Consider the following 20282-nt stretch of genomic DNA (forward strand, 5'->3'; position numbering starts at 1 on the left):
GCCCCCACCGGGCTCCTGCCCCTACGGTCGTGGTGTGAACGCCCTGCCGACACCCTCCAGGCCCCGACCGTCCCCCGGACGGCGTCCGCTGCTGGTGGTGGGAGCGGCCGTCGTCGCCGTCGTACTCATCGTGGGGACCATCGTGCTCCTGAACAAGCGGCCGCTCGAACGCATCGGCTACTTCGCCGACTGGAACGTGGCCAACCGCGGATTCACCATCGAACGGCTCAGGCAGAGCGGGGCCCCCGAACACCTGACCCGCCTGATGTGGGCCTTCGGCGACATCGACCCCGAGGGCCTGTGCCACATCCCCGAGGACGACCACGACCAGCCCTGGGAGCTGTACCAGCGTCGCTACGACGCCGACGAGAGCGTCAACGGGGAGGCCGACGAGTACGAGCAGGAACTGGCCGGCAGCCTCAACCAACTCCGGCAACTGCGCGCCCTGCGTCCTGACCTGGGCGCGAGCCTGTCCCTGGGCGGGTGGAACTGGTCGGTGCATTTCTCCACCGCCGCCCGCACCGAGGAGTCCCGAGAGGCCTTCGTGTCCTCCTGCCTCGATCTGTGGCTGCGCGGGAACCTGCCGGTGCGCGGGGACGAACCCCAGGGCGGGGACGGGGCCGCGGCGGGTGTCTTCGACGGCATCGACCTGGACTGGGAATGGCCGGGCGGCCAGGGCAACGCCTCCAATGTCGAACACCCCGACGACCCGGCCAACTTCACCCTCCTGCTGGCCGAGTTCCGCCGCCAGATGGACGAACTCTCCGCCGAGACCGGCCAGGAGTACGTCCTGTCGGCGTCCCTGCCCGGCGGGGCCTCCCACAGCGAGGCCTACGAAGCGGAGATCTTCGACCACGTCGACTTCGCCACCGTGCAGGGCTACGACTTCTCCGGTCCCTGGAGCGAGAGCACCGCCCACCACTCCAACCTCTACGTCCCCGACTACGACGACGAGGCCAACAGCGTCGACCAGGCCGTCCGCCGCTACCTGGACCTGGGCGCCGACCCCGGTCGGTTGGTGATGGGGGTTCCGGCGTTCGGGCGCGGCTGGCAGGGCGTGCCCGCGGACGAGGGTGGCCGCGGCCAGACCGCGCAGGGACCGGCGGACGACGACTACGACGGCCCGACCCGCGCGTTCGGCGAGCTGGAGGAGGCGGAGGGACGCCGCTTCCTCGACGAGGAGGCCGGCGCCTACTGGGTCTACGACGGCGACGAGTGGTGGACCTACGACAACCCCGACGTGATCGCCCTCAAGGGCGAGTACGTGCGGGAGGAGGGTCTGGCCGGGATGATGGTCTGGAACCTCGACATGGACACCGACGGTGACCTGGTGCGCGCCATGGACGAGTCTTTGGAATGATCCGCTCCGAGGCGGTGAACGGGTGGTCGCGCGGCGTGGTTGCCAGGACGACGTGCCTCACGCCACGCTGATCCCATGGCCGACCCGAGCAGCACCACCGCACGCCCCGATCTCGCCGCCCTGCGCAGGGACCTGGAGGACTCCGTCCAGGGGACCGTGGCCCTGGACGCGGGAACCCTCGCCCTGTACACCTCCGACGCCTCCAACTACCGCCGTGTCCCCCTGGCCGTGGTCATCCCCGAGACGGTCGAGGACTGCGTGGCCGCGGTCCGCGCCTGCGCCGCGCACGGGGTGCCGGTGATCCCGCGCGGGGGAGGCACCTCCATCGCCGGGAACGCCATCGGCACCGGCGTGGTCATCGACACCTCACGCCATCTGCGGCGCGTCGTCGAGGTCGACCCCGCCTCGCGCACCGCCACCGTCGAACCCGGGGTGATCCTCGACGACCTGCGGGCCGCGACCGCCGAACACGGCCTGACCTTCGCCCCCGACCCCTCCACGCACAGCCGCTGCACCATCGGCGGCATGGTCGGCAACAACGCCTGCGGCTCGCACTCGGTGGCCTGGGGCACCACGGCCGACAACATCGTCGCCCTGGACGTGCTGCTGTCCGACGGCACCCGGATGACCGTCGGCTCCGGGCACACCGCCGAGGAGTTCGCCGCCCTGGCCGAACGCCCCGGCCGTGAGGGCGAGATCCACGCCGCCCTGGCCCGCCTGGTGGAGACCCATCGCGCCGAACTGCGCACCGCCATGCCCGAGTTCCGCCGCCGCGTCTCCGGCTACGGACTGGACCGGCTGCTGCCGGAGAAGGGACGCGACGTGGCCGCGGCGCTGGTCGGCACCGAGGGCACCTGCGTGATGGTCCTGGGCGCCACCGTCCGCCTGGTGGAGTCACCGCCCGCCCGGGCCCTGGCCGTCCTGGGGTACGACGACGCGCCGTCGGCCGCCGACGCCGTTCCCGCCCTGCTGGAACACTCCCCGCTCACGGTGGAGGGCATCAACGACCGCATGGTCGCGGCCCTGGACCGGCAGGGATCGAGTTCCCGGGTTCCGTTGCCGTTGGGCGGGGCGTGGCTGCTGGTGGAGATCGCCGGGAAGGACCCCCGGGACGCGGCCGAGACCGCCGAGGCGATGATCGCCTCGTTGGAGAACGACAGCCGACCCCGGGACGCGTCCGTGGTGGTCTCCTCCGTCCACCAGAAGGCGCTGTGGCGCATCCGGGAGGAGGGCGCCGGGCTCACCTCCCGCACCCCCACCGGTGCCGAGGCATGGTCGGGATGGGAGGACGCCGCGGTGCCCCCGGAGAACCTGGGCGACTACCTGCGCGACTTCGACGCCCTCATGGCCCGGCACGAGCGCTACGGGCTGGTCTACGGGCACTTCGGTGACGGCTGCCTGCACGTGCGCATCGACTTCGAGCTCACCCACGAACGGGGACGGCGGGAATACCGGGCGTTCATGGAGGAGGCCGCCGAGATCGTCGTCCGCCACGGCGGCTCCCTGTCCGGGGAACACGGTGACGGTCAGGCCCGTTCGGAGCTGCTCTCGCGCATGTACCCGCGCGGCGTCATCGACGCCTTCGCCGAGTTCCGGCGGATCTGGGATCCGCGGGGACTGATGAATCCCGGCATCATCGTCGACCCGCTGCCCCTGGACGCCGACGTGCGCGTGGCCACCGATCTGCGTCCCGAACTGCCGCTGATCTCCCAGACCACGCTCGCCTACACCGAGGACGACGGGGACTTCGTCAAGGCGCTGCGCCGCTGCTCGGGCGTGGGCAAGTGCCGCAGGCAGAGCGGACCCGGGGTGATGTGCCCCAGCTACCAGGTCACCCAGGAGGAGAAGCACTCCACGCGCGGGCGCGCCCACCTGCTGTTCGAGATGGCCAACGGCGAGGTGATCACCGACGGGTGGCGGTCCGAGGAGGTGCGCGAGTCCCTGGACCTGTGCCTGTCCTGCAAGGGCTGTCTGAGCGACTGCCCGGTCAACGTGGACATGGCCTCCTACAAGGCCGAGTTCCTGCACCAGCACTACCGGGGCCGGGTACGGCCGGCCGCGCACTACTCGATGGGCTGGCTGCCGGTGCTGGCCCGTCTGGCGTCGCTGGCGCCGGCCGAGACCAACCGGCTGGCGCGGCTACCGGGGGTGTCGTCCCTGGCGAAGAAGGCCGCCGGGGTGGCCGTCCAACGCGACCTCCCGGCGTTCGCGCGCACCACCTTCACCCGGGCCTTCAAACGGCGCCTGAACCGCGGGGAGGGACGCCAGGGCGGTCCCAAGGTGGTGTTGTGGCCGGACACCTTCGGGAACCTGCTCAACCCGGGGGTGCTGACGAGCGCGGTCCGGGTCCTGGAGGACGCCGGGTTCTCGGTGGTGCTGCCCAAGGGACAGGTGTGCTGCGGGCTGACCTGGGTGTCCACCGGACAGTTGGACGTGGCCAGGGCCGTGATGCGCCGGGCGGTGTCGGCCCTGGCGCCCCTGGTCTCCCAGGGGCTGCCGGTAGTGGGCCTGGAGCCCAGTTGCACGGCGGCGCTCAAGCACGACCTGGTGGAGCTGTTGCCGGGGGAGGAGAGCCGCCGGGTGGCGAACGCGGTGCACACCTTCGCGGGCTTCCTCAACGAGTACGCCCCGGACTGGACCCCGCCGAGGGTGGACGCCTCGGCGTTGGCGCAGGTGCACTGCCACCAACACGCGGTGGTCGGGTTCGACGCCGACCGGGAGCTCATCGCCCGCGCCGGCATCGACGGCGAGGTCCTGGACTCGGGCTGCTGCGGCCTGGCCGGCGACTTCGGGTTCACCGAGGGGCACTACGAGGTCTCCAGCGCCATCGGTGAACGCGAACTCCTACCGCGCGTGCGCGAGGCCGAGCGGGACACCCTGGTGCTGGCCGACGGGTACAGCTGCCGCACCCAGATCGAACAGGGGACCGGCCGCCGGGCCCTGCACCTGGCCGAGGTCCTCGCCCGGGCGCTCGGTGAGTCGAACTAGTGCCGCGGCACTAGACGCCCATCTGCTCGCGGATCAGGGCCAGGGCCCGGGAGACGGCGTCGGCGAGACGCGGGTCGTTCGGGTCCAGGCCCTCGCCCAGATGCACCCGCCAGTCGATCTCGTCGCCGAGTGGGGCGCGCCTGGCGACCAGACGGAAACCCTCGGTGGAGTCGGGGGAGGGGAACGGGACGAAGCGGTTGACCAGGATGCTGGAGGTGACCCGCTCGGCGACGGTCTCGGCCATCCGTCGGTAGTCGACGACGCCGCCGGTCAGCTCGGTGCGCAACCGTACGGTGCGCTCACCGTGTCCCTCCTCGATGAACCTCAGCTCCTCGGGGCCCCACTTGGCCTGATCGATGTCCTGCCAACGGACGGCGTGGCCGTCGGGCAGGTACAGGGAGCGGGTGGAGGCCACCAGAACCGGTGGCCGTCCCTCGGGAGAGGGCCCGGCCCCGGCCGGAGCGGCGACGGGCGCGTGCGCGAGCACACGTTCGCCGCGCCCCAACCGGGAACGGATCTGGGCGGGTACGTCGTCCCGTCCGAACCACGCCATGTTCACAGGTCCCGGTCGGGTCCGGTGCGGGGCTCGGGCGCGGTCCCGTTGACGGTGCCGGCCTCCCAATCGAGCAGTTCGGACTCTTCCTCGGTGGGGCGGGACAGGAAGTCCCGCACGGAGGTGATGGGCATCTTGTCCACGGCCTTGTCGTAGACGGCGCGGCCGGCGTTGCTCGCCTGCGCGCCGACGAGCCCGGCGACCTCCTGCACGAGCGGACTGTCGGCCACCTTGCGCGCGGTGCGGGTGAGCTGCTCGTAGCGGGCCCTGCCCGCCTTGGCGCCCAGGACGTAGCCGATGGCCAGTCCGGCGACGAATGTGATCCGGTAGCGCATGGGTCCCTCTTTACAGCCTTGGTGATGGTCGGAGTGGTCCGTGACCGACGTTACCGCCTCGTGGTTCCCACCACACGGGCCGACACCGGTCACGAGCACTCCGGGAGCGCGCTAGTCTAGTGATGTCGCCGAGGCCCACAGGGCCCCGGGAAAAGGCGCGATCCCGCGTAGCTCAATCGGCAGAGCAGCCGGCTGTTAACCGGCAGGTTACTGGTTCGAGTCCAGTCGCGGGAGCTGTGGACAAGGGGTTCGCGTCCCTTTCACGGGAGCGTTGGGCTTGTACCCGAACGCGATCCCGCGTAGCTCAATCGGCAGAGCAGCCGGCTGTTAACCGGCAGGTTACTGGTTCGAGTCCAGTCGCGGGAGCGGTGAGCGAGGCCCGTCGGAGGAATCCGGCGGGCCTTCGTCGTGCGCGGGGTGGACGCGAACAGACGCGGCCCCGCCCGCTGCCGGTCCTCCAGGGCTCCAACGCGGGTACGGGGATGTCGCGGTCAGATGCGGCCCATACCGCCGATGATCAGTCGACGGTTGCGGTGCGGCATCTGGTAGCTGCCCGGGACCGGGGGAGCCACCGGCATGGTGCGCCATTTCTGGGCCTGGAGCAGGCCGGGCGGAACCGATTCCCACCCGTCGAAGAACGCGGTGATCTGCTCCTCGGTGCGCCAGTGGCCGTGACCGAGTCGCTGTAGGAACAGTTGTTCCAGTTGTTCGGCGCGACGTGCGTCCTTGGGGTGCCGCACGGGGTCGGGGCGGCAGTAGTGGCTGAGGACCATGTGGCTGCCGGGGGCGAGGGCGTCGCGCAGGGTGGCGATGTTGCGGGCGGCGTCCTCCGCGTTCGGGGTATGCGAGACGGCACCGGTGAGCAGGAGGCCGACCGGTCGTTCCAGGTTCAGGAAGCGGCTGCTCTCGGGGTCGTGCAGCAGCCGCGCGGGGTTCTCCAGGCCGGCGGGCACGGCGGTGGTCGTGCGGCCGTCGCGGGTCAGGGCGCGATGGTGGGTGAGGACGATCGGGTCGGATGTGGCGTAGACGACGCGGGCCTCTGGAGAGACCTCCTGAGCGATCTGGTGAGGATCACCCGGCGCCGGTAGACCCGCCCCCACGTGGAGGAACTGGGTGATGCCCAGATCGGTGGCCATGTGCCGGACGGCGCGCTGCTGGAAGGCGCGTTCCCCCAGAACGAGGTCGACGAAGCCGGGCGCGACCTGGTCGGCCTGGGCGGCGAACTCCCGGTCCACCTCGAAGTGGTCCTTGCCCTTGAGGTGGAAGGAGTGCAGCCGGCTGATGGCGGCCCTGGTCAGGTTGACGGGCGGCGGGGGTTTCGCCCGGACGTGATTTTCCCCCGCCTGCCTCAGGAAATCGGGGGAGGTGAAACGAGACATCGCCGTCCTCTTGTTCTGAGGTGGGGAAGTGTGGTCGACTCCCAGGATTGTATTCGGAGTTCGCCTGGTTGTTAACCGAGTCCAGGATACATGTGGTAAAAAACGTCGCCCGAGGTCGACCTCGAAGAGGCTGGTCCTGTGGGTAAGGTTCGGCCTGGGGCCCCTTGTGTTTTTATGCCTAATGTCCATTATGCGAGGAATGGGCTCGGGGCGTGTGCGCGGTGAGCGCGGGCCACCGTGGGGATCCGAGGTGCCGAGCGACCCGGGCACTCGGTCGCGAACGGTCTCCAGCGGTCGACCATGGGAGTCGATGGAGGTAGCGGGCATGGTGAAAATACTCCGCCACCCTAAAGGAATGGTCCTGCTCAATTAGCGGCACCGTCCACTGCCAGCGAGAATCCACTACCGAAGAGCCCGACCGTATTCGTTCGACGTGGTTCCGAATCCCTCATGAAATGTACGACGCCGGGAAGGGAACGCGCCGTGCCGGTGCACTCGCCCGGCTCCGCTCCGGGTCCGGCTAGCCTGAGCGCATGGACCGTCCCTACACCATCCTGAGCTGCGCGATGTCGGTCGACGGGCGCATCGACGACAGTGGACCCGAACGACTTCGGCTGTCCAACGAGGCCGACTTCGCCGAGATCGACGAACTGCGCGCCGGATGCGACGCCATCCTCGTCGGCGCCGGCACCCTGCGGGCCGACAACCCGCGTCTCCTGGTCCGCTCGCCGGTGCTGCGCGAGCGCCGCCGCGAGCAGGGACGCACGGAGAACCTCCTCAAGGCCGTGGTCACCCGCGGTGGAGACCTCGACCCCAAGGCCCGGTTCTTCGCCACCGGTGACGCCGGAGCCGTGGTGTACACCGGGGGAGCGGGCGTGCGCACCGCCACCCGACTGCTCTCGGAGCGGCCCGAGACCCACCCGCCCGTGGACGTCGTCGACGCCGGTGACCCGCCCACCGTCGAGGGGATCCTCACCGACCTCGCCGATCGCGGGGTCGAACGTGTCCTGGTCGAGGGCGGCGGCCACATCCACACCCTCTTCCTCACCTCGGGGCTGGTCGACGAGTTGCGGCTGGCCGTCGCCCCGTTCTTCGTGGGGCAGGAGGACGCCCCGAGCTTCGTCCGGCCGGGCGCCTACCCCTACACCCCGCAAACGCCGATGCGTCTGGTGGAGGCCCGTGCCCTGGGCGAGGTCGCCGTCCTGCGCTACTGCCTCGCCCCGGAGGAAGGACGATGACCATGGCACACACGATGCGCGGACCCGCCCCCGCGGAGGGCGACGCCGATACCCACTGGCTGGAACACACGATCACGCTGTCCCGATCCTGCCCTCCGTCGGACACCGCCTACTCCGTGGGCGCCGTGATCGTCACCGCCGACGGCCTGGTCCTGGGCCAGGGGTACTCCCGCCGCGACGACCCCCACGACCACGCCGAGGAGGTCGCCCTGCGCGGCGTGGACCATCACGACCCCCGGCTGGCCACGGCCACGATCTACAGTTCCCTGGAACCGTGCAGCGCCCGCGCCTCCCGGCCCCGAGCCTGCAGCGCCCTGATCCTGGACACCCCGATCCCGCGGGTGGTGCTGGCCTGGCGCGAACCCGAGGTGTTCGTGGACTGCGACGGCGCCGAACGCCTGGCCGCGGCGGGCCGGGTCGTGGTGGAACGCCCCGACCTCGCCGCGCGGGTACGCGAGGTCAACGCGCACCTGCTCGATTGAACGCCTCGGTCACATCCGGTTCACGTCGGTGACGTGGACGACCGCCCGGCCCTCGGCGTCGGAGGCGGCCAGGTCGACCTCGGCGCTGATGCCCCAGTCGTGGTGCTCCTCGGGGTCGGCGAAGACCTGACGGATCCGCCACACGTCCTTCTCCTCCTCGATCTGGAGCATCTTCGGGCCGCGCGCGTCCGGGCCGATACCGATCTCGTCGTGCTCGGCGTAGTAGGCCTCCAAGGCCTCGGCCCACTCCTCGCCGTCCCATTCGTCGTCCTCGGACATCTTGCCGAGTTCGCCGTAGCGGCGGCGGGCGGCCAGCTCCACGCGGCGGAACATCTCGTTGCGCACCAGGACACGGAAGGCACGGGCGTTGGCGGTGACCGGGCGGACCTTCTCCTCGGCCTCCGCCTTGTCCTCGCCCTCGACCTCGTCCTCGGGGTTGGTGAGCTTCTCCCACTCGTCGAGGAGGCTGGAGTCGACCTGTCGGACCAGCTCGCCCAACCACTCGATGAGGTCGCGCAGTTCCTCGGTCTTGGCGTCGTCGGGCACCGTCTGGTTGAGGGCCTTGTAGGCGCCGGCCAGGTAGCGCAGGACCAGCCCTTCGGAGCGGGCCAGCTCGTAGTGGCCCACGTACTCCACGAAGTTCATCGCGCGCTCGTACATGTCGCGGGCGATCGTCTTGGGCCGCAGCGGGTGGTCGCCCACCCACGGGTGGCCTCGCCGGTACACGTCGTAGGCGTGTTCGAGGAGCTCTTCCAGCGGCTTGGGGTAGTCGACGTCCTCCAGCAGCTCCATGCGCTCCTCGTACTCGATGCCGTCCATCTTCATCTGCTGGACGGCCTCGCCACGGGCCTTGTTGAGCTGCGCGCCGAGGATCTGCCGTGGGTCGTCCAGGGTGGACTCCACGATGGTGAGCACGTCGAGCGGGTAGGTGGTCGACTCCACGTCGAGCAGGTCCAGCGCCGCCAACGCGAACGTCGACAGCGGCTGGTTCAGCGCGAAGTCGGCCTGCAGGTCGACGGTGAGTCGGGCGGTGCGCCCCTGCTCGTCGGGTTCGGGCAGGGTTTCCACGATGCCGCCGTCCAACAGCGAACGGTAGATCGCGATGGCCTCGCCGATGTGCTTGCGCTGGGCCTTGCGGTCGTCGTGGTTCTCGGTGAGCAGGTGCTTCATCGCCGCGAAGCAGTTCCCGGGGCGGGCGATGATGCTCAACAGCATCGCGTTGCTCACCCGGAACCGGGAGTTGAGGGGTTCGGGCTCGGCCTCGATGAGCTTGTGGAAGGTCGCGTCATCCCAGGCGACGAAGCCCTCCGGGGCCTTCTTGCGCACGACCTTGCGGCGCTTCTTGGAGTCGTCACCAGCCTTGGCCAGGGCCTTCTCGTTCTCGATGACGTGTTCGGGCGCCTGGGCGACGACGTTGCCGACGGTGTCGAACCCGGCACGGCCGGCGCGTCCGGCGATCTGGTGGAACTCGCGGGCCCGAAGCCTGCGCACCCGCACCCCGTCGTACTTGCTCAGCGCGGTGAACAGCACGGTGCGGATGGGCACGTTCACGCCCACCCCCAGGGTGTCGGTGCCGCAGATGACCTTGAGCAGTCCGGCCTGGGCCAACCGTTCCACCAGGCGTCGGTACTTGGGCAGCATCCCGGCGTGGTGGACGCCGATGCCGTGCCGCACGTACCGGGACAGGTTGCGACCGAACTTGGTGGTGAAGCGGAAGTTGCCGATCTCCTCGGCGATCCTCGCCTTCTCCTCCTTGGTGCACATGTTGATGCTGGTCAACGATTGCGCGCGTTCCACGGCCTGCGCCTGGGTGAAGTGCACGATGTACACGGGGGCGTCGCCGCTGCCCAGGAGTTCCTCAAGGGTCTCGTGCAGCGGGGTGACCCGATAGTCGTAGTAGAGGGGCACGGGGCGCTCGGCGGAGGAGACCACGGAGGTGGACCTGCCCGTGCGCTTCTCCAGGTCCTCCTCGAAGCGGCTGACGTCGCCGAGGGTGGCCGACATCAACACGAACTGGGTCTGCGGCATCTCCAACAGCGGCACCTGCCACGCCCACCCGCGATCGGGCTCGGCGTAGAAGTGGAACTCGTCCATGATGACGGTGTTGATGTCGGCGTTCTCGCCCTCGGCCAGGGCGATCTGGGCGAGGACCTCGGCCGTGCAGCACACGATGGGGGCATCCGCGTTGACGGAGGCGTCACCGGTCATCATGCCGACGTTCTCGGTGCCGAAGATCTCGCACAGGTCGAAGAACTTCTCCGACACGAGCGCTTTGATGGGCGCGGTGTAGAACGCGCACTCGTCCCGGGCCAGGGCGGCGAAGAGGGCACCGGTGGCGACCATGCTCTTGCCGGAACCGGTGGGGGTACTGAGGATGACGTTGGATCCGGAGACGACCTCGATCAAGGCCTCCTCCTGGTGCGGATAGAGGGTGAGACCCCGCTCCTCGGCCCACGAAGCGAAAGCCTCGAAGAGGGAATCGGGTTCAGGTTCGGCCGGAAGCACATCGATGAGACTCACGGTCTCTATACTGCCCGCTCTCGAACCCTCTTCGGGACAAAGGGGGAAGACGACGGCGGGCACCTCCTCATGGGAGGTGCCCGCCGTTCGTACTCGCGAAGGTCCTACTTGACCAGGCCGAGCTTGCGGACGGTGTCGCGCTCCTCGACGAGCTCCTGGACGGAGGCGTCGATGCGGCCGCGGGAGAACTCGTCGATCTCCAGGCCCTGAACGATCTCCCACGCGCCGTTCTTGGACACGACGGGGAAGGAGGAGATGATGCCCTCGGGCACACCGTAGGAGCCGTCGGACGGGATGGCCGCGGAGGTCCAGTCGCCCTCGGGGGTGCCGTTGACCCAGTCGTGGACGTGGTCGATGGCGGCGTTCGCGGCGGAGGCGGCGGAGGACGCTCCACGGGCCTCGATGATCGCGGCGCCGCGCTTGGCGACGGTCGGGATGAAGTCGTTCTCCAGCCACGACTGGTCGTTCACGGCCTGGGCGGCGTTGGAGCCGTTGACCTCGGCGTGGAACAGGTCCGGGTACTGGGTCGCGGAGTGGTTGCCCCAGATGGTGAGCTTCTTGATGTCGTTGATCGACACACCGAGCTTCTTGGCGAGCTGGGTGAGCGCGCGGTTGTGGTCCAGACGGGTCATCGCGGTGAAGCGCTCGGCGGGAACGTCCGGAGCGTGGTTCTGCGCGATGAGGGCGTTGGTGTTGGCGGGGTTGCCGACCACCAGGACGCGGACGTCGTCGGCGGCACCGGCGTTGATGGCCTCGCCCTGGGGCTTGAAGATGCCGCCGTTGGCCTCCAGGAGGTCACCGCGCTCCATGCCCTTGCCGCGGGGACGGGCGCCGACCAGCAGGCCGACGTTGGTGCCCTCGAAGGCCTTCTTGGCGTCGTCGAAGATGTCGATGCCCGCGAGCAGGGGGAAGGCGCAGTCGTCGAGCTCCATCGCGGTGCCCTCGGCGGCCTTGACCGCCTGGGGGATCTCAAGGAGACGCAGCTTCACCGGGGTGTCGGCACCGAGCAGCTGACCGGAGGCGATCCGGAACAGCAGGGCGTAGCCGATCTGGCCGGCGGCGCCGGTGACGGTGACGTTGACGGGTGCTTTGGACATGCGTGAACTCTCCTGACGACGATGTGCGACCCGCGATGTTACCAACGGGTTCGAAGCGGTTCCGGCGCCGGGCCCAGGGGGTACGGCCTGGCGAGCACCGCACCAACCCACCCTAGACCGCCCGTCTCCCACGTCCGTGACCAAGGTCGGGTCAGTCGCCACGGGACGCATACCGGGTGGTCGTGCAACCTCTGCCGAGTAACGGATTCGGGCGCGGAAACGGCGGACGCATCCTGTTAGGATGACGTTTGCCAACGGCGGAGGGCCGGTAGCTCAGTTGGTTAGAGCAGGGGACTCATAATCCCTGGGTCGCGGGTTCGAGTCCTGCCCGGCCTACCCCTTCCTAACACGCAAAAAGCGCTGCCGGCCTGCGGATACAGGCCGGTGGCGCTTTTCTCGTTATCCGAGTGACTACGGATCGTTGCGGCGCGGACCGGGGCGCTTACTCCCGTGCCGTTCGGCCGTCGCTGTTCCCGGCTCTACCGAAACGGTCGCTCTGGGTGGGGTTGGGTAACTCTCTCGACTGCCGTGACCTTTGTCCGAATGGTTCTCCCGTTTATGCATATGGGGGATTTCTCGCACAAAGCAGAAAGACCGTTCGGAATCGAGGCATGTGGGTCCGTCCTCAGTGACCGGCGAGGGGCGGGCCGGTAGCCCGACCTCCCCTAAACTGGCGGCCGGCCCGAGGGGCCCGACGTGTCCCAGGTCTCGGCAACCAACGCCGGGATGAGTACGTCGGACGGGTCGAAGGACATGGTGCGACCGGGGGAAGGCGTGGAGTGGACGGAGGTCGATCGACACGAACGGGGTGGCGGCGGCCTCGACCCGTCCAGGCCCTGCGTTGGGTCGCGGTGGCCGTGGCGGGCGCGATCCTGTTGACCGGGATCGGCCCTGAGGACGCCTTCGAGGTGACCTATCGCTCCGTGCCGGAGTCCGAGCGCTCGGACGCCCTCCCGTTGGCCTCCCTGCTGGATCGCACCGGTGTCTCCGAGGACGGCGATGCCGACGGAGGCGATCTCGACGGCGCGGGCAACAGCCTGTCCGCGCGCACGCTCGAATCCGCCGGTTGGCTCCCCGGTGGAGAGGTCACCCTGCTGGACACCGAGCTGCGCCTGCCCGCCTACGGGGAGGGACGCCCCGACCACATGGTCGCCGAAGGTCAACGCCTCGCCCTGACCGACGTCCCCACCCGGATGGACTCGGTGACCTTCCTGGCCACCGGGACCCGCACCGACGGCACCGGGGCCGACGTTCGCGGTGTGGGCAGCGTGGTCTACACCGATGGTGAGGAGCACAAGTTCGACCTGGTCGTCCCGGAGTGGGTGGCCGGCCCCGCCGGAGACGCCGCCCTGACCCTTCCCTACGCGAACTTCTCGACCGGTTTCGGGCAGGACGCCATCGGTTCGGTGCGCCTATACGCGCGCTCGATCCCCCTGGACCCCGGCCGCGAGGTCGACCACGTGGTCATGCCCGAGGTCGCCGACCCCCGAGCGAACATGCACGTGTTCTCCGTGGGCGGACGCCCGGCGGGTCAGGAGTGGACCGGAACCTGGGCGCGCGCCACCTCCGGATACGCCGAGGTCGGTCCCTGGGAGGACCAGACCCTGCGCCTGGCGGTGCGCTCCACCACCGGCGGCCACAAGGTGCGCGTGCGGTTGGACAACACCTTCGCCGCGCGTCCGGTCACCATCGGGGCGGCGTCCATCGCCCTGCAGGGAGACGGCCCGGCCACGTACGGCGCGGCCGTCCCACTGACCTTCGACGGGGCGCCCGGTGCCGTCATCCCGGCCGGCGGTCGCCTGTTCAGCGACCCTGTGGAAGTACTGCTACCACCGCAGACCGAGGCCCTGGTCAGCATCCACCTGCCCGAACAGGTGCGGTCGGCGCCGATCCACTACGCGGCGGTGGACACCAACTACACCAGCCCCCCGGGCAGCGGAGACCAGACCCTGGACCGCTCGGGTGAGCCCTACACGGGCGAGGTGGACCAGTGGCCCTTCCTCACCGGGATCGAGGTGACGGACGGTCCGGGCTCGGTGGTGACCTTCGGGGACTCCATCACCGACGGCATCCGTTCGACCAGGGACGCCCACCGGCGCTGGCCGGACGTGCTCAGTCAGCGCCTGCACGCGAGCCGGGACCTGCCCGACCCGGGTGTGCTGAACCTGGGGGTGGCCGGCAACCGGGTCACGGCCGACGGCTACCCGGGTGAGGGCGTCTCGGTCTACGCCAACGGTGTGAGCATGTTGCACCGGGCCCAACGGGACGTGTTCTCGCAGAGCGGCGTGGGCACCGTGGTGGTGTTCGCGGGCATCAACGACCTGCGCTGGGGTGCCTCCTCCGAGGAGGTGATCGCGGGTCTGAACCGGCTGGCGCGGATGGGCAGGGACCACAACGTGCGGGTGTTCGTGTCGACGTTGGCGCCGTGCGCCGGATCGCCGCGTTGCACGGCCACGGTGGAGGAACAACGGAGCCGGGTCAACTCCTACCTGCGCGAACAGGCGTACGACCCGGAGTCGTCGTTCGCCGGGGTGTGGGACTTCGAAGCGGTGCTGCGCGACCCGGAGTTCCCGACGCGGATGCGGCCCGAGTACGACTCCGGTGACCACCTGCACCCCAACGACGCGGGTCTGCGCGCGATCGCCGAGTCGGTGGACCTGTACGAGTTGCTCGGGGTGTGACCCGGAGGCGGGGCACGGCCCGGGGCGGAAGCCGCACGGTTCAGCGAGGACAGCCCAGCTGGTGGTGGATGACCAGGTCGACGTAGACCTCGCTCAGGTCCCGCAGACTCAACCCGGCCTCGGGGTCGTACCAGTGCACGAGGGAGTCGAAGGTCTCCAGGACCTTGTCGGCGGCCCCGCCCGTGTCGGTCACCACGAAGCGGCCTTCGGTGACCCCGGCGACGACGATCTCCCGCACGCGTTCGCGCAGGGCGCGGTACAGCCCGGCGATCTCCCGGTATCGGGCGGGGTCGATGGCGCGCAGGGTGGGCATGAGTTCGCGGCTGAGCGCGAGGGCGGTGCGGTGCTTCCAACCACCGATGATGTGGCCGCGCACGAGGCCGGCCATGCGCTCGGTGGCGCTCGCACGCGGATCGTCGGCGGCCAGCCGGTCCTGGACGTGCTCGTGGGTGGCGTGCAGGACGACCGCGTGGATCAGGTCCAAACGCGTGGGGAAGGCACGCCGTAGGTCGGCGGCGTCGATGTCGGTCTCGACGGCGATCCGTTGGGTCAGGACGGACATGGGCATGCCGCGAGAGCCGTGTTCGTCGAACAGGCGGGCGGCGCATTCCAGGACGGGGGCCGTGGTGCGCAGTGCGTGAGGGGAGAGGTCGGCCGTCATTGCTCTGGTTATCTCAGTCGGTCGTCGTACGCCTTTAAGGGGAAGGGCGCCAAGGATATCGCCGAAGGGGTGGCGAATTGCGTGGAACGGCGAAACTCGATGAGGAATGTCGAGATCACGATACGTATGTTGTCGATGTTCTGGTTGAAGTGGTCGATGTACCTTTCGGCGTTTTCGTCAGGGGTGGACGGACCCCTCCCTCCACCCCTGACACGTGCGGATCGTCAGGGAACCCGATTCGCGCCGGCCACCCCGGGGGCAACGGGGGGAAGGGCACCGGAATCGGCTTCCACGGGTATCGGAGGCGCCTGCGCCCGGCCGGTGGTCAACGACACCAGGTCGTCGACGCGTTCGGTGGCCAGTGCGTCCACTCCCATTCCGATGAGTCGTGCCATCTCCGGGAATTCGTTCACGGTCCAGGCGACCACCCGGTGACCGGAACGGTGTATCTCACCGATCGTTTCCCGGTCCAACAGGGTGTAGTGAGTGCCCAGGAAAGTGGGACACAGTGAACGCACCAGGTCCTGCGGTGGGGCCCCCGGCCGATCCCAGGCCAGCATCAGCCGCGCGCCCGGGCTGCGCTCGCGCAGCGCCCGGAGCACCTCCACCGGTCCGGTGAACAGGGCCTGATCGACGAAACCGTGTTCGCGCAACACCTTGTCGGCGGCCAGGGCCGTCTCGGGTGTGAGCGCGTCGATCATCAGCGGGGAGGCCTCCCGGCCGCAGAACTCGGCCAGGACCTCCATCAGTGTCGGGACACGCCGCTCCACGTCCTCGCGAGCGGCGGCGAGCTCGGCCAGGGTCAGTTCACCCACCTGGCGAGTCTGGGAACCCGGGACGGTCACGACACGTTCGTCCACCAGGACGGGATATCCGTCCGCGGTCAGGTGGACGTCGATCTTGACCAGGTCGACCCCGCCGCGCAAGGCTGAACGTAGGGCCGGCAGCGTGTTACCCGGGTAGCGTGCGGTGTCTCCGCGTAGTGCGATGGACAACGTCATGTGTCCAAGGGTCGCAAAAACCGGCGCCGCACGTGGCGCAAACAGGAAAAACGCCTACCAAGGCCGTCCCTGTCGGGCTTGTGGACGCATGGATGGTCCCCCGCGGACCCAGTGCGAGCGTTGTCACGTCGCGTCGGTCCGTTCCGACCGCGACGAACTGGGAAACTTTGTTATCGGGTGTCGTGACGGCACGGCACCCTCAGGCAGGCCCCGAGTGTGAGGCGAACGATGATTCCGGACCAACGACGAGAGCACATCCTCAAACTCCTCCAGGAGCGCCATGTGCTGAGTATCAACGAGCTCACGTCGATGCTGTCCGTGTCCCACATGACGGTGCGCCGGGACATCCAGGCCCTGGAGAACGACGGCAAGGTCCTGTCGGTCACCGGCGGGGTGCGTCTGGCCGCCCGTCTCAAGAGCGAACCCTCCTACCTGGCCAAGGCCCAGCTGGAGGTCCCCGCCAAGCGCGCCATAGCGCGCGCCGCCGCCGACCTGGTGCGCGAGAACTTCACCATCTACCTGGACGCGGGCACGACCACGCTGCAGATGGTGCCGCTGCTCACCGACAAGGTGGGGCTGACCGTCATCACCAGCGACTTCAACGTCGTCGGCCACCTCATGGAGTACCCGGGCATCGAGCTGATCCACACCGGTGGCGTGGTCTCGCACTCGGACCACTCCTCGGTCGGCCAGTTCACCGCGGACTTCCTGCGCAAGGTCAACGTGGACCTCGCGTTCATCGCGAGCAGCTCCTGGGACGTCGACCGCGGCTCCACCACCCCGTCCGAGGCCAAGGTGATCGCCAAGCAGGAGTTGCTGCGCATCGCCTCCAAGAGCGTCCTGGTGGTGGACAGCACCAAGTACGGCAAGTTCGGCACCTTCCGGGTGGCCCGTCTGGAGGAGTTCGACCTGATCGTCACCGACGACCGGTTGCCCCGTTCGGCGGTGGACGAGCTCACCGAGCGCGAGATCCGTCTCCAGATCGTCCCCAGCGAATAACGCCCCGGCCCCGGCGGCGCACCGACTACGTCCTCAACGAGGGTTCGGCGGGCGCCTCCGGGGCCGACTCGTTCCGGCGCGTGTACCAACGACCCCGCATCACCAGGGTGGTCATCGCCAGCGAGATGACACCGCCCGCCGTCCCCAGCGCGAACGCGCCGTAGTGACCGTGGGCGTCGGCGAGGGCCCCGGCGACCATGGAACCCAGCGCCTGCCCGAGGATCAGACAGCTCAGTACGATGGCCATGGACTGCGAGAGCCGTTCGGGCGGAGCGGCCCGCTCGATCAGACCGAACAGACTCACGATGTGCGGGCCGATCGCGAAGCCGAGCGCGAAGAGCGTCACGGCGAGTGTCGCGGGACCGTGTTCCAGGTACAGCGGCAGGGTGAGCAGGGCCAACCCCGCGGCGGCCACTCGCGTGCGGGCGGTCAGGGTGAACCCCACCGGCAACGAGGCCATCAGCAGGCCCGCCACGGCGCTGCTGGTCCCCATCACCGCGTACATGAGCCCCGACAGGTCGCCGTGGCCCGCGTTGTCGGCGAAGGCGGTCACACCCGTGGACATCCCGCCGAAGAACAGGCCCTGGCAGAACATGGGGACGGTCAGCACCATCAGGGCCGGGCGCAGGATGCGCCCGCCGTTACCGGGCGCCGGCGCGCTGCCGGACGGGGCGGTGGGGTGCAGGGCGAACACGGTGCCGAACACGCCCAGGAGCACGGCGGCGCCGATGACGCTCGCGGTGGGGGACATGGTCACGGTGAGAATGCCCACGAGCGCCGGGCCCAGGACGAAGGACGCCTCGTCCAGTACGCCCTCCACGGACATGGCGGCCGACACCGAGCGTTCGCGCTCCAGGCCGCGCTCGGGCCCCTCGCGGATCAGTACCACCCAACGGGTGCGTGCCATGGGGCCGACCTGGGGCAGGCACAGGCCGCCGAGTGCGGCGAGCGCGACCAGCACCGCCAAGGGGGCGTCGGCGATCACCGCGATGACGAGCGCGGCGATCAGGACGGTGTCCACCAAGGCCGTGACCAGGACCGGGAGACGTTGCCCGTGACGGTCGGCGAAACGGGCGATGACGGGGCCGCCCACGGCCTCTCCGAGGGCGAACGCGCCCGAGACCAGCCCTGCCGCGGCGACGCTGCCGGTGGTGACGGTGACGAGCGTGAGGAGCCCGATCAAGGTCATCGAGATGGGGAGACGGGCCAGGAAGGTGGCGAGGAGCAACGGCCAACCGGCGATCCGGTGCATGCGCCGCAGGGTTTCAAATGGTGACATCCGCCCTCGTTCTGTACTCGCCCTCGGCCGCGAACCATCCCATGATAGGTCCACCGAAGTCCCGATTCGGGTTCGCGAATGTGTAGGTTCCCTCCCATGGACCACCCCCATCCCCTCGGCGGGCCACGCTCATTCCTCACCCCCGGGCCCGGCTGGCCCGACCGGAGCGCGGTCGTACGCGACGTCTTCCTGACACTGGGCTTCTACCTGCTCATGGCCGCCGAACTGTACGCGTTGTCGGTGCTGGACATCCTCGGCCCTTGGCAAGTCCTGGGCGCGCTCATCGGGCCGGTGGTGGTGGTACTGCTCGGCCGTCTCCATCCGCTGCTCGCCCCCTGCGCGGCCATGATCCTCGGCTACCTGCTCCTGGCCTTCGTCGTCGTGCTGACGTGCGCGTCCTACCTGGCCGGACGGCGTTCCCCGAAGGCGAGGCCGGTGGCGATCCTCATCGTGTTCGCGGTCGTGGTGTTCGCCGACGTGTGGCGCAGCGGGATGGGCGGGGAACCGGTGATCTGGATCCTCTCGCTCCTGGTGACCGTGTTGTCCGTGGCCGTGCCGTGGTTGGTCGGTGTCTACCGACGCCAACACGTGGAACTGATCGAGGGCGGATGGGAACAGGCCCGCCGGTCACGCCGGGAGCAACGGCTGACCGCGGACCAGGCAAGGATGCGCGAACGTTCCCGCATCGCCCGCGACATGCACGATTCCCTGGGCCACGAACTCACCCTCATCGCGCTCCGGGCGGGTGCCCTGGAGGTCGCCCGCGACCTGGACGAACGGCACCGGGAGAAGGTGGTCGAGCTTCGGGAGACCGCGGTCTCGGCCACCCGGAACCTGCGCGAGATCATCGGGGTCCTGAACGACGACGAAGGCGAGCGGTCGGCGCCCACCGGCCCCGCCGGCGAGAGCGTCGTCGCGTTGGTCGAACGGGTCCGCGACTCCGGACTCCGGGTGATGCTCGTCCAGGAGGGACCGATGGAGGATCTGGCCCCGATGGTGGATCGAGCCGCCCACCGGGTGGTGCAGGAGTCCCTCACCAACGTCGTCAAGTACGCCCCGGAGTCGCGGGCCACGGTGCGGCTCACCGCCGACAGCCGAAGGTTGGCGGTCCATGTCACCAACACCGCCACCGAGGGCGCTTCCGGGGAGGGCGCGGTCAGCGGTCACCGTGGACTCGCCGGCCTGCGGGAACGGGTCCGGCTGACCGGCGGCACCTTCGCGGCCGGTCCCGCCGAGAACGGCTGGGAGGTGTGCGCGATCCTGCCTCTGGACGGTGAGGCGGTTCCGGACGAGGAGATCCGCACCGACGGCGCCGCGGAGATCGACCGGCTCCGGCACAATGCCCGTCGCGGGGTCCGGAACTGGTCCGTGGCGCTGTTCGCCGCTCCCATCATGTTGCTCATGGCCGTGGCCGTCTTGATGTACCTGTTCGTCCTCGACGTCCTCACGGAGTCCACACTCTCCCCGCAGGACTACGCCGAGGTCGAGGTGGGGCGCGACCAGGACGAACTCGCCCCCCTGCTGCCCGCCTACCCGCTCGACCAGACGACACAGCTCGAAGAGGTCGCCGACCCCGACCCCGACTGCGACCAGTACCGGGTCGATCAGGGAGCGTCCGACACCGACGCGGACTTCTACCAACTCTGCTACGAGGACGGGGTCCTGGTCAGCAAGGAGGAGTTGCGGGGGCCGTGATCGGGCCCTTGTGG

15 protein-coding genes and 3 tRNA genes are annotated in these 20282 nt (G+C 69.5%); 10 read left to right on the forward strand and 8 right to left on the reverse strand.

Going from position 1 to position 20282, the window contains the following annotated elements; translation table 11 throughout:
• Nucleotides 1-34 precede the first annotated feature (34 nt).
• Both ACWGKS_RS01530 and ACWGKS_RS01535 read left to right on the forward strand, forming a co-directional pair.
• Complete coding sequence (locus ACWGKS_RS01530; RefSeq protein WP_358514856.1) at nt 35-1360, forward strand: glycoside hydrolase family 18 protein; 1326 nt, start codon at nt 35-37, stop codon at nt 1358-1360.
• A gap of 75 nt (nt 1361-1435) precedes the next feature.
• On the forward strand, nt 1436-4348 hold the full coding sequence (locus tag ACWGKS_RS01535) for an FAD-binding and (Fe-S)-binding domain-containing protein (RefSeq protein ID WP_358514859.1): 2913 nt from the start codon (nt 1436-1438) through the stop codon (nt 4346-4348).
• Nucleotides 4349-4358: 10 nt separating this feature from the next.
• On the opposite strand, the gene ACWGKS_RS01540 is transcribed toward ACWGKS_RS01535, so the two are convergent.
• Nucleotides 4359-4901, reverse strand: a complete 543-nt coding sequence (locus ACWGKS_RS01540) for a hypothetical protein (protein WP_358514862.1) — start codon at nt 4899-4901, stop codon at nt 4359-4361.
• A gap of 2 nt (nt 4902-4903) precedes the next feature.
• Nucleotides 4904-5236, reverse strand: a complete 333-nt coding sequence (locus ACWGKS_RS01545; protein WP_358514864.1) for a hypothetical protein — start codon at nt 5234-5236, stop codon at nt 4904-4906.
• Nucleotides 5237-5397: 161 nt separating this feature from the next.
• Here ACWGKS_RS01545 and ACWGKS_RS01550 point away from each other — a divergent pair.
• Nucleotides 5398-5470: transfer RNA gene (locus ACWGKS_RS01550), tRNA-Asn, on the forward strand.
• Between the two features lie 59 nt (nt 5471-5529).
• Nucleotides 5530-5602, forward strand: a tRNA-Asn gene (locus ACWGKS_RS01555).
• 125 nt (nt 5603-5727) lie between these two features.
• Here the strand turns inward: ACWGKS_RS01555 and ACWGKS_RS01560 are convergent.
• Nucleotides 5728-6615, reverse strand: coding sequence for an SAM-dependent methyltransferase (locus tag ACWGKS_RS01560; protein ID WP_358514867.1), 888 nt, complete (start codon nt 6613-6615; stop codon nt 5728-5730).
• Between the two features lie 533 nt (nt 6616-7148).
• Here ACWGKS_RS01560 and ACWGKS_RS01565 point away from each other — a divergent pair.
• Together ACWGKS_RS01565 and ACWGKS_RS01570 are read left to right on the forward strand one after the other, a co-directional pair.
• On the forward strand, nt 7149-7853 hold the full coding sequence (locus ACWGKS_RS01565; protein WP_452455904.1) for a RibD family protein: 705 nt from the start codon (nt 7149-7151) through the stop codon (nt 7851-7853).
• Nucleotides 7850-8335, forward strand: coding sequence for a cytidine/deoxycytidylate deaminase family protein (locus ACWGKS_RS01570; protein WP_358514873.1), 486 nt, complete (start codon nt 7850-7852; stop codon nt 8333-8335). The genes ACWGKS_RS01565 and ACWGKS_RS01570 overlap by 4 nt, the downstream gene beginning before the upstream one ends.
• Nucleotides 8336-8344: 9 nt before the next feature.
• Here ACWGKS_RS01570 and ACWGKS_RS01575 read toward each other — a convergent pair whose 3' ends face one another.
• The gene (locus ACWGKS_RS01575; protein ID WP_358514884.1) at nt 8345-10840 is read right to left on the reverse strand and encodes a DEAD/DEAH box helicase; all 2496 of its coding nucleotides are present in this window, start codon (nt 10838-10840) and stop codon (nt 8345-8347) included.
• A gap of 119 nt (nt 10841-10959) precedes the next feature.
• The gene (locus ACWGKS_RS01580) at nt 10960-11952 is read right to left on the reverse strand and encodes a malate dehydrogenase (RefSeq protein WP_358514876.1); all 993 of its coding nucleotides are present in this window, start codon (nt 11950-11952) and stop codon (nt 10960-10962) included.
• Between the two features lie 262 nt (nt 11953-12214).
• Between ACWGKS_RS01580 and ACWGKS_RS01585 the strand changes: the two genes are divergently transcribed.
• Nucleotides 12215-12288: transfer RNA gene (locus ACWGKS_RS01585), tRNA-Ile, on the forward strand.
• A gap of 443 nt (nt 12289-12731) precedes the next feature.
• Complete coding sequence (locus ACWGKS_RS01590; RefSeq protein WP_452455926.1) at nt 12732-14633, forward strand: GDSL-type esterase/lipase family protein; 1902 nt, start codon at nt 12732-12734, stop codon at nt 14631-14633.
• Between the two features lie 40 nt (nt 14634-14673).
• Here the strand turns inward: ACWGKS_RS01590 and ACWGKS_RS01595 are convergent, their stop codons facing one another.
• Nucleotides 14674-15294 carry a TetR/AcrR family transcriptional regulator gene (locus ACWGKS_RS01595; RefSeq protein WP_358516359.1) on the reverse strand — a complete coding sequence of 207 codons (621 nt, stop codon included), beginning with the start codon at nt 15292-15294 and terminating at the stop codon, nt 14674-14676.
• Nucleotides 15295-15518: 224 nt separating this feature from the next.
• Nucleotides 15519-16295: a glycerophosphodiester phosphodiesterase gene (locus tag ACWGKS_RS01600; protein ID WP_452455927.1), complete on the reverse strand. Its 777-nt coding sequence runs from the start codon at nt 16293-16295 to the stop codon at nt 15519-15521.
• A 228-nt stretch (nt 16296-16523) separates the two neighbouring features.
• Between ACWGKS_RS01600 and ACWGKS_RS01605 the strand changes: the two genes are divergently transcribed.
• Entirely contained in the window at nt 16524-17294 is a 771-nt protein-coding gene (locus ACWGKS_RS01605; protein WP_358514720.1) for a DeoR/GlpR family DNA-binding transcription regulator, read from the forward strand.
• Between the two features lie 25 nt (nt 17295-17319).
• On the opposite strand, the gene ACWGKS_RS01610 is transcribed toward ACWGKS_RS01605, so the two are convergent.
• Nucleotides 17320-18573: an MFS transporter gene (locus ACWGKS_RS01610; protein WP_358514722.1), complete on the reverse strand. Its 1254-nt coding sequence runs from the start codon at nt 18571-18573 to the stop codon at nt 17320-17322.
• A 96-nt stretch (nt 18574-18669) separates the two neighbouring features.
• Here ACWGKS_RS01610 and ACWGKS_RS01615 point away from each other — a divergent pair, with 96 nt between their 5' ends.
• Nucleotides 18670-20268 (forward strand): sensor histidine kinase, encoded by a 1599-nt coding sequence (locus ACWGKS_RS01615; RefSeq protein ID WP_358514724.1) that lies wholly within the window; start codon nt 18670-18672, stop codon nt 20266-20268.
• Nucleotides 20269-20282: the final 14 nt, after the last annotated feature.

It is taken from the genome of Nocardiopsis sp. NPDC055879 (assembly GCF_053615935.1).

Coding starts and splice junctions, on each gene's coding strand:
- ACWGKS_RS01570 (WP_358514873.1), top strand. CDS start 7,850: ATGACCATGGCACACACGATGCGCGGACCCGCCCCCGCGGAGGGCGAC.
- ACWGKS_RS01540 (WP_358514862.1), bottom strand. CDS start 4,901: ATGGCGTGGTTCGGACGGGACGACGTACCCGCCCAGATCCGTTCCCGG.
- ACWGKS_RS01615 (WP_358514724.1), top strand. CDS start 18,670: ATGGACCACCCCCATCCCCTCGGCGGGCCACGCTCATTCCTCACCCCC.
- ACWGKS_RS01565 (WP_452455904.1), top strand. CDS start 7,149: ATGGACCGTCCCTACACCATCCTGAGCTGCGCGATGTCGGTCGACGGG.
- ACWGKS_RS01535 (WP_358514859.1), top strand. CDS start 1,436: ATGGCCGACCCGAGCAGCACCACCGCACGCCCCGATCTCGCCGCCCTG.
- ACWGKS_RS01580 (WP_358514876.1), bottom strand. CDS start 11,952: ATGTCCAAAGCACCCGTCAACGTCACCGTCACCGGCGCCGCCGGCCAG.
- ACWGKS_RS01610 (WP_358514722.1), bottom strand. CDS start 18,573: ATGTCACCATTTGAAACCCTGCGGCGCATGCACCGGATCGCCGGTTGG.
- ACWGKS_RS01605 (WP_358514720.1), top strand. CDS start 16,524: ATGATTCCGGACCAACGACGAGAGCACATCCTCAAACTCCTCCAGGAG.
- ACWGKS_RS01600 (WP_452455927.1), bottom strand. CDS start 16,295: ATGACGTTGTCCATCGCACTACGCGGAGACACCGCACGCTACCCGGGT.
- ACWGKS_RS01560 (WP_358514867.1), bottom strand. CDS start 6,615: ATGTCTCGTTTCACCTCCCCCGATTTCCTGAGGCAGGCGGGGGAAAAT.
- ACWGKS_RS01595 (WP_358516359.1), bottom strand. CDS start 15,294: ATGACGGCCGACCTCTCCCCTCACGCACTGCGCACCACGGCCCCCGTC.
- ACWGKS_RS01545 (WP_358514864.1), bottom strand. CDS start 5,236: ATGCGCTACCGGATCACATTCGTCGCCGGACTGGCCATCGGCTACGTC.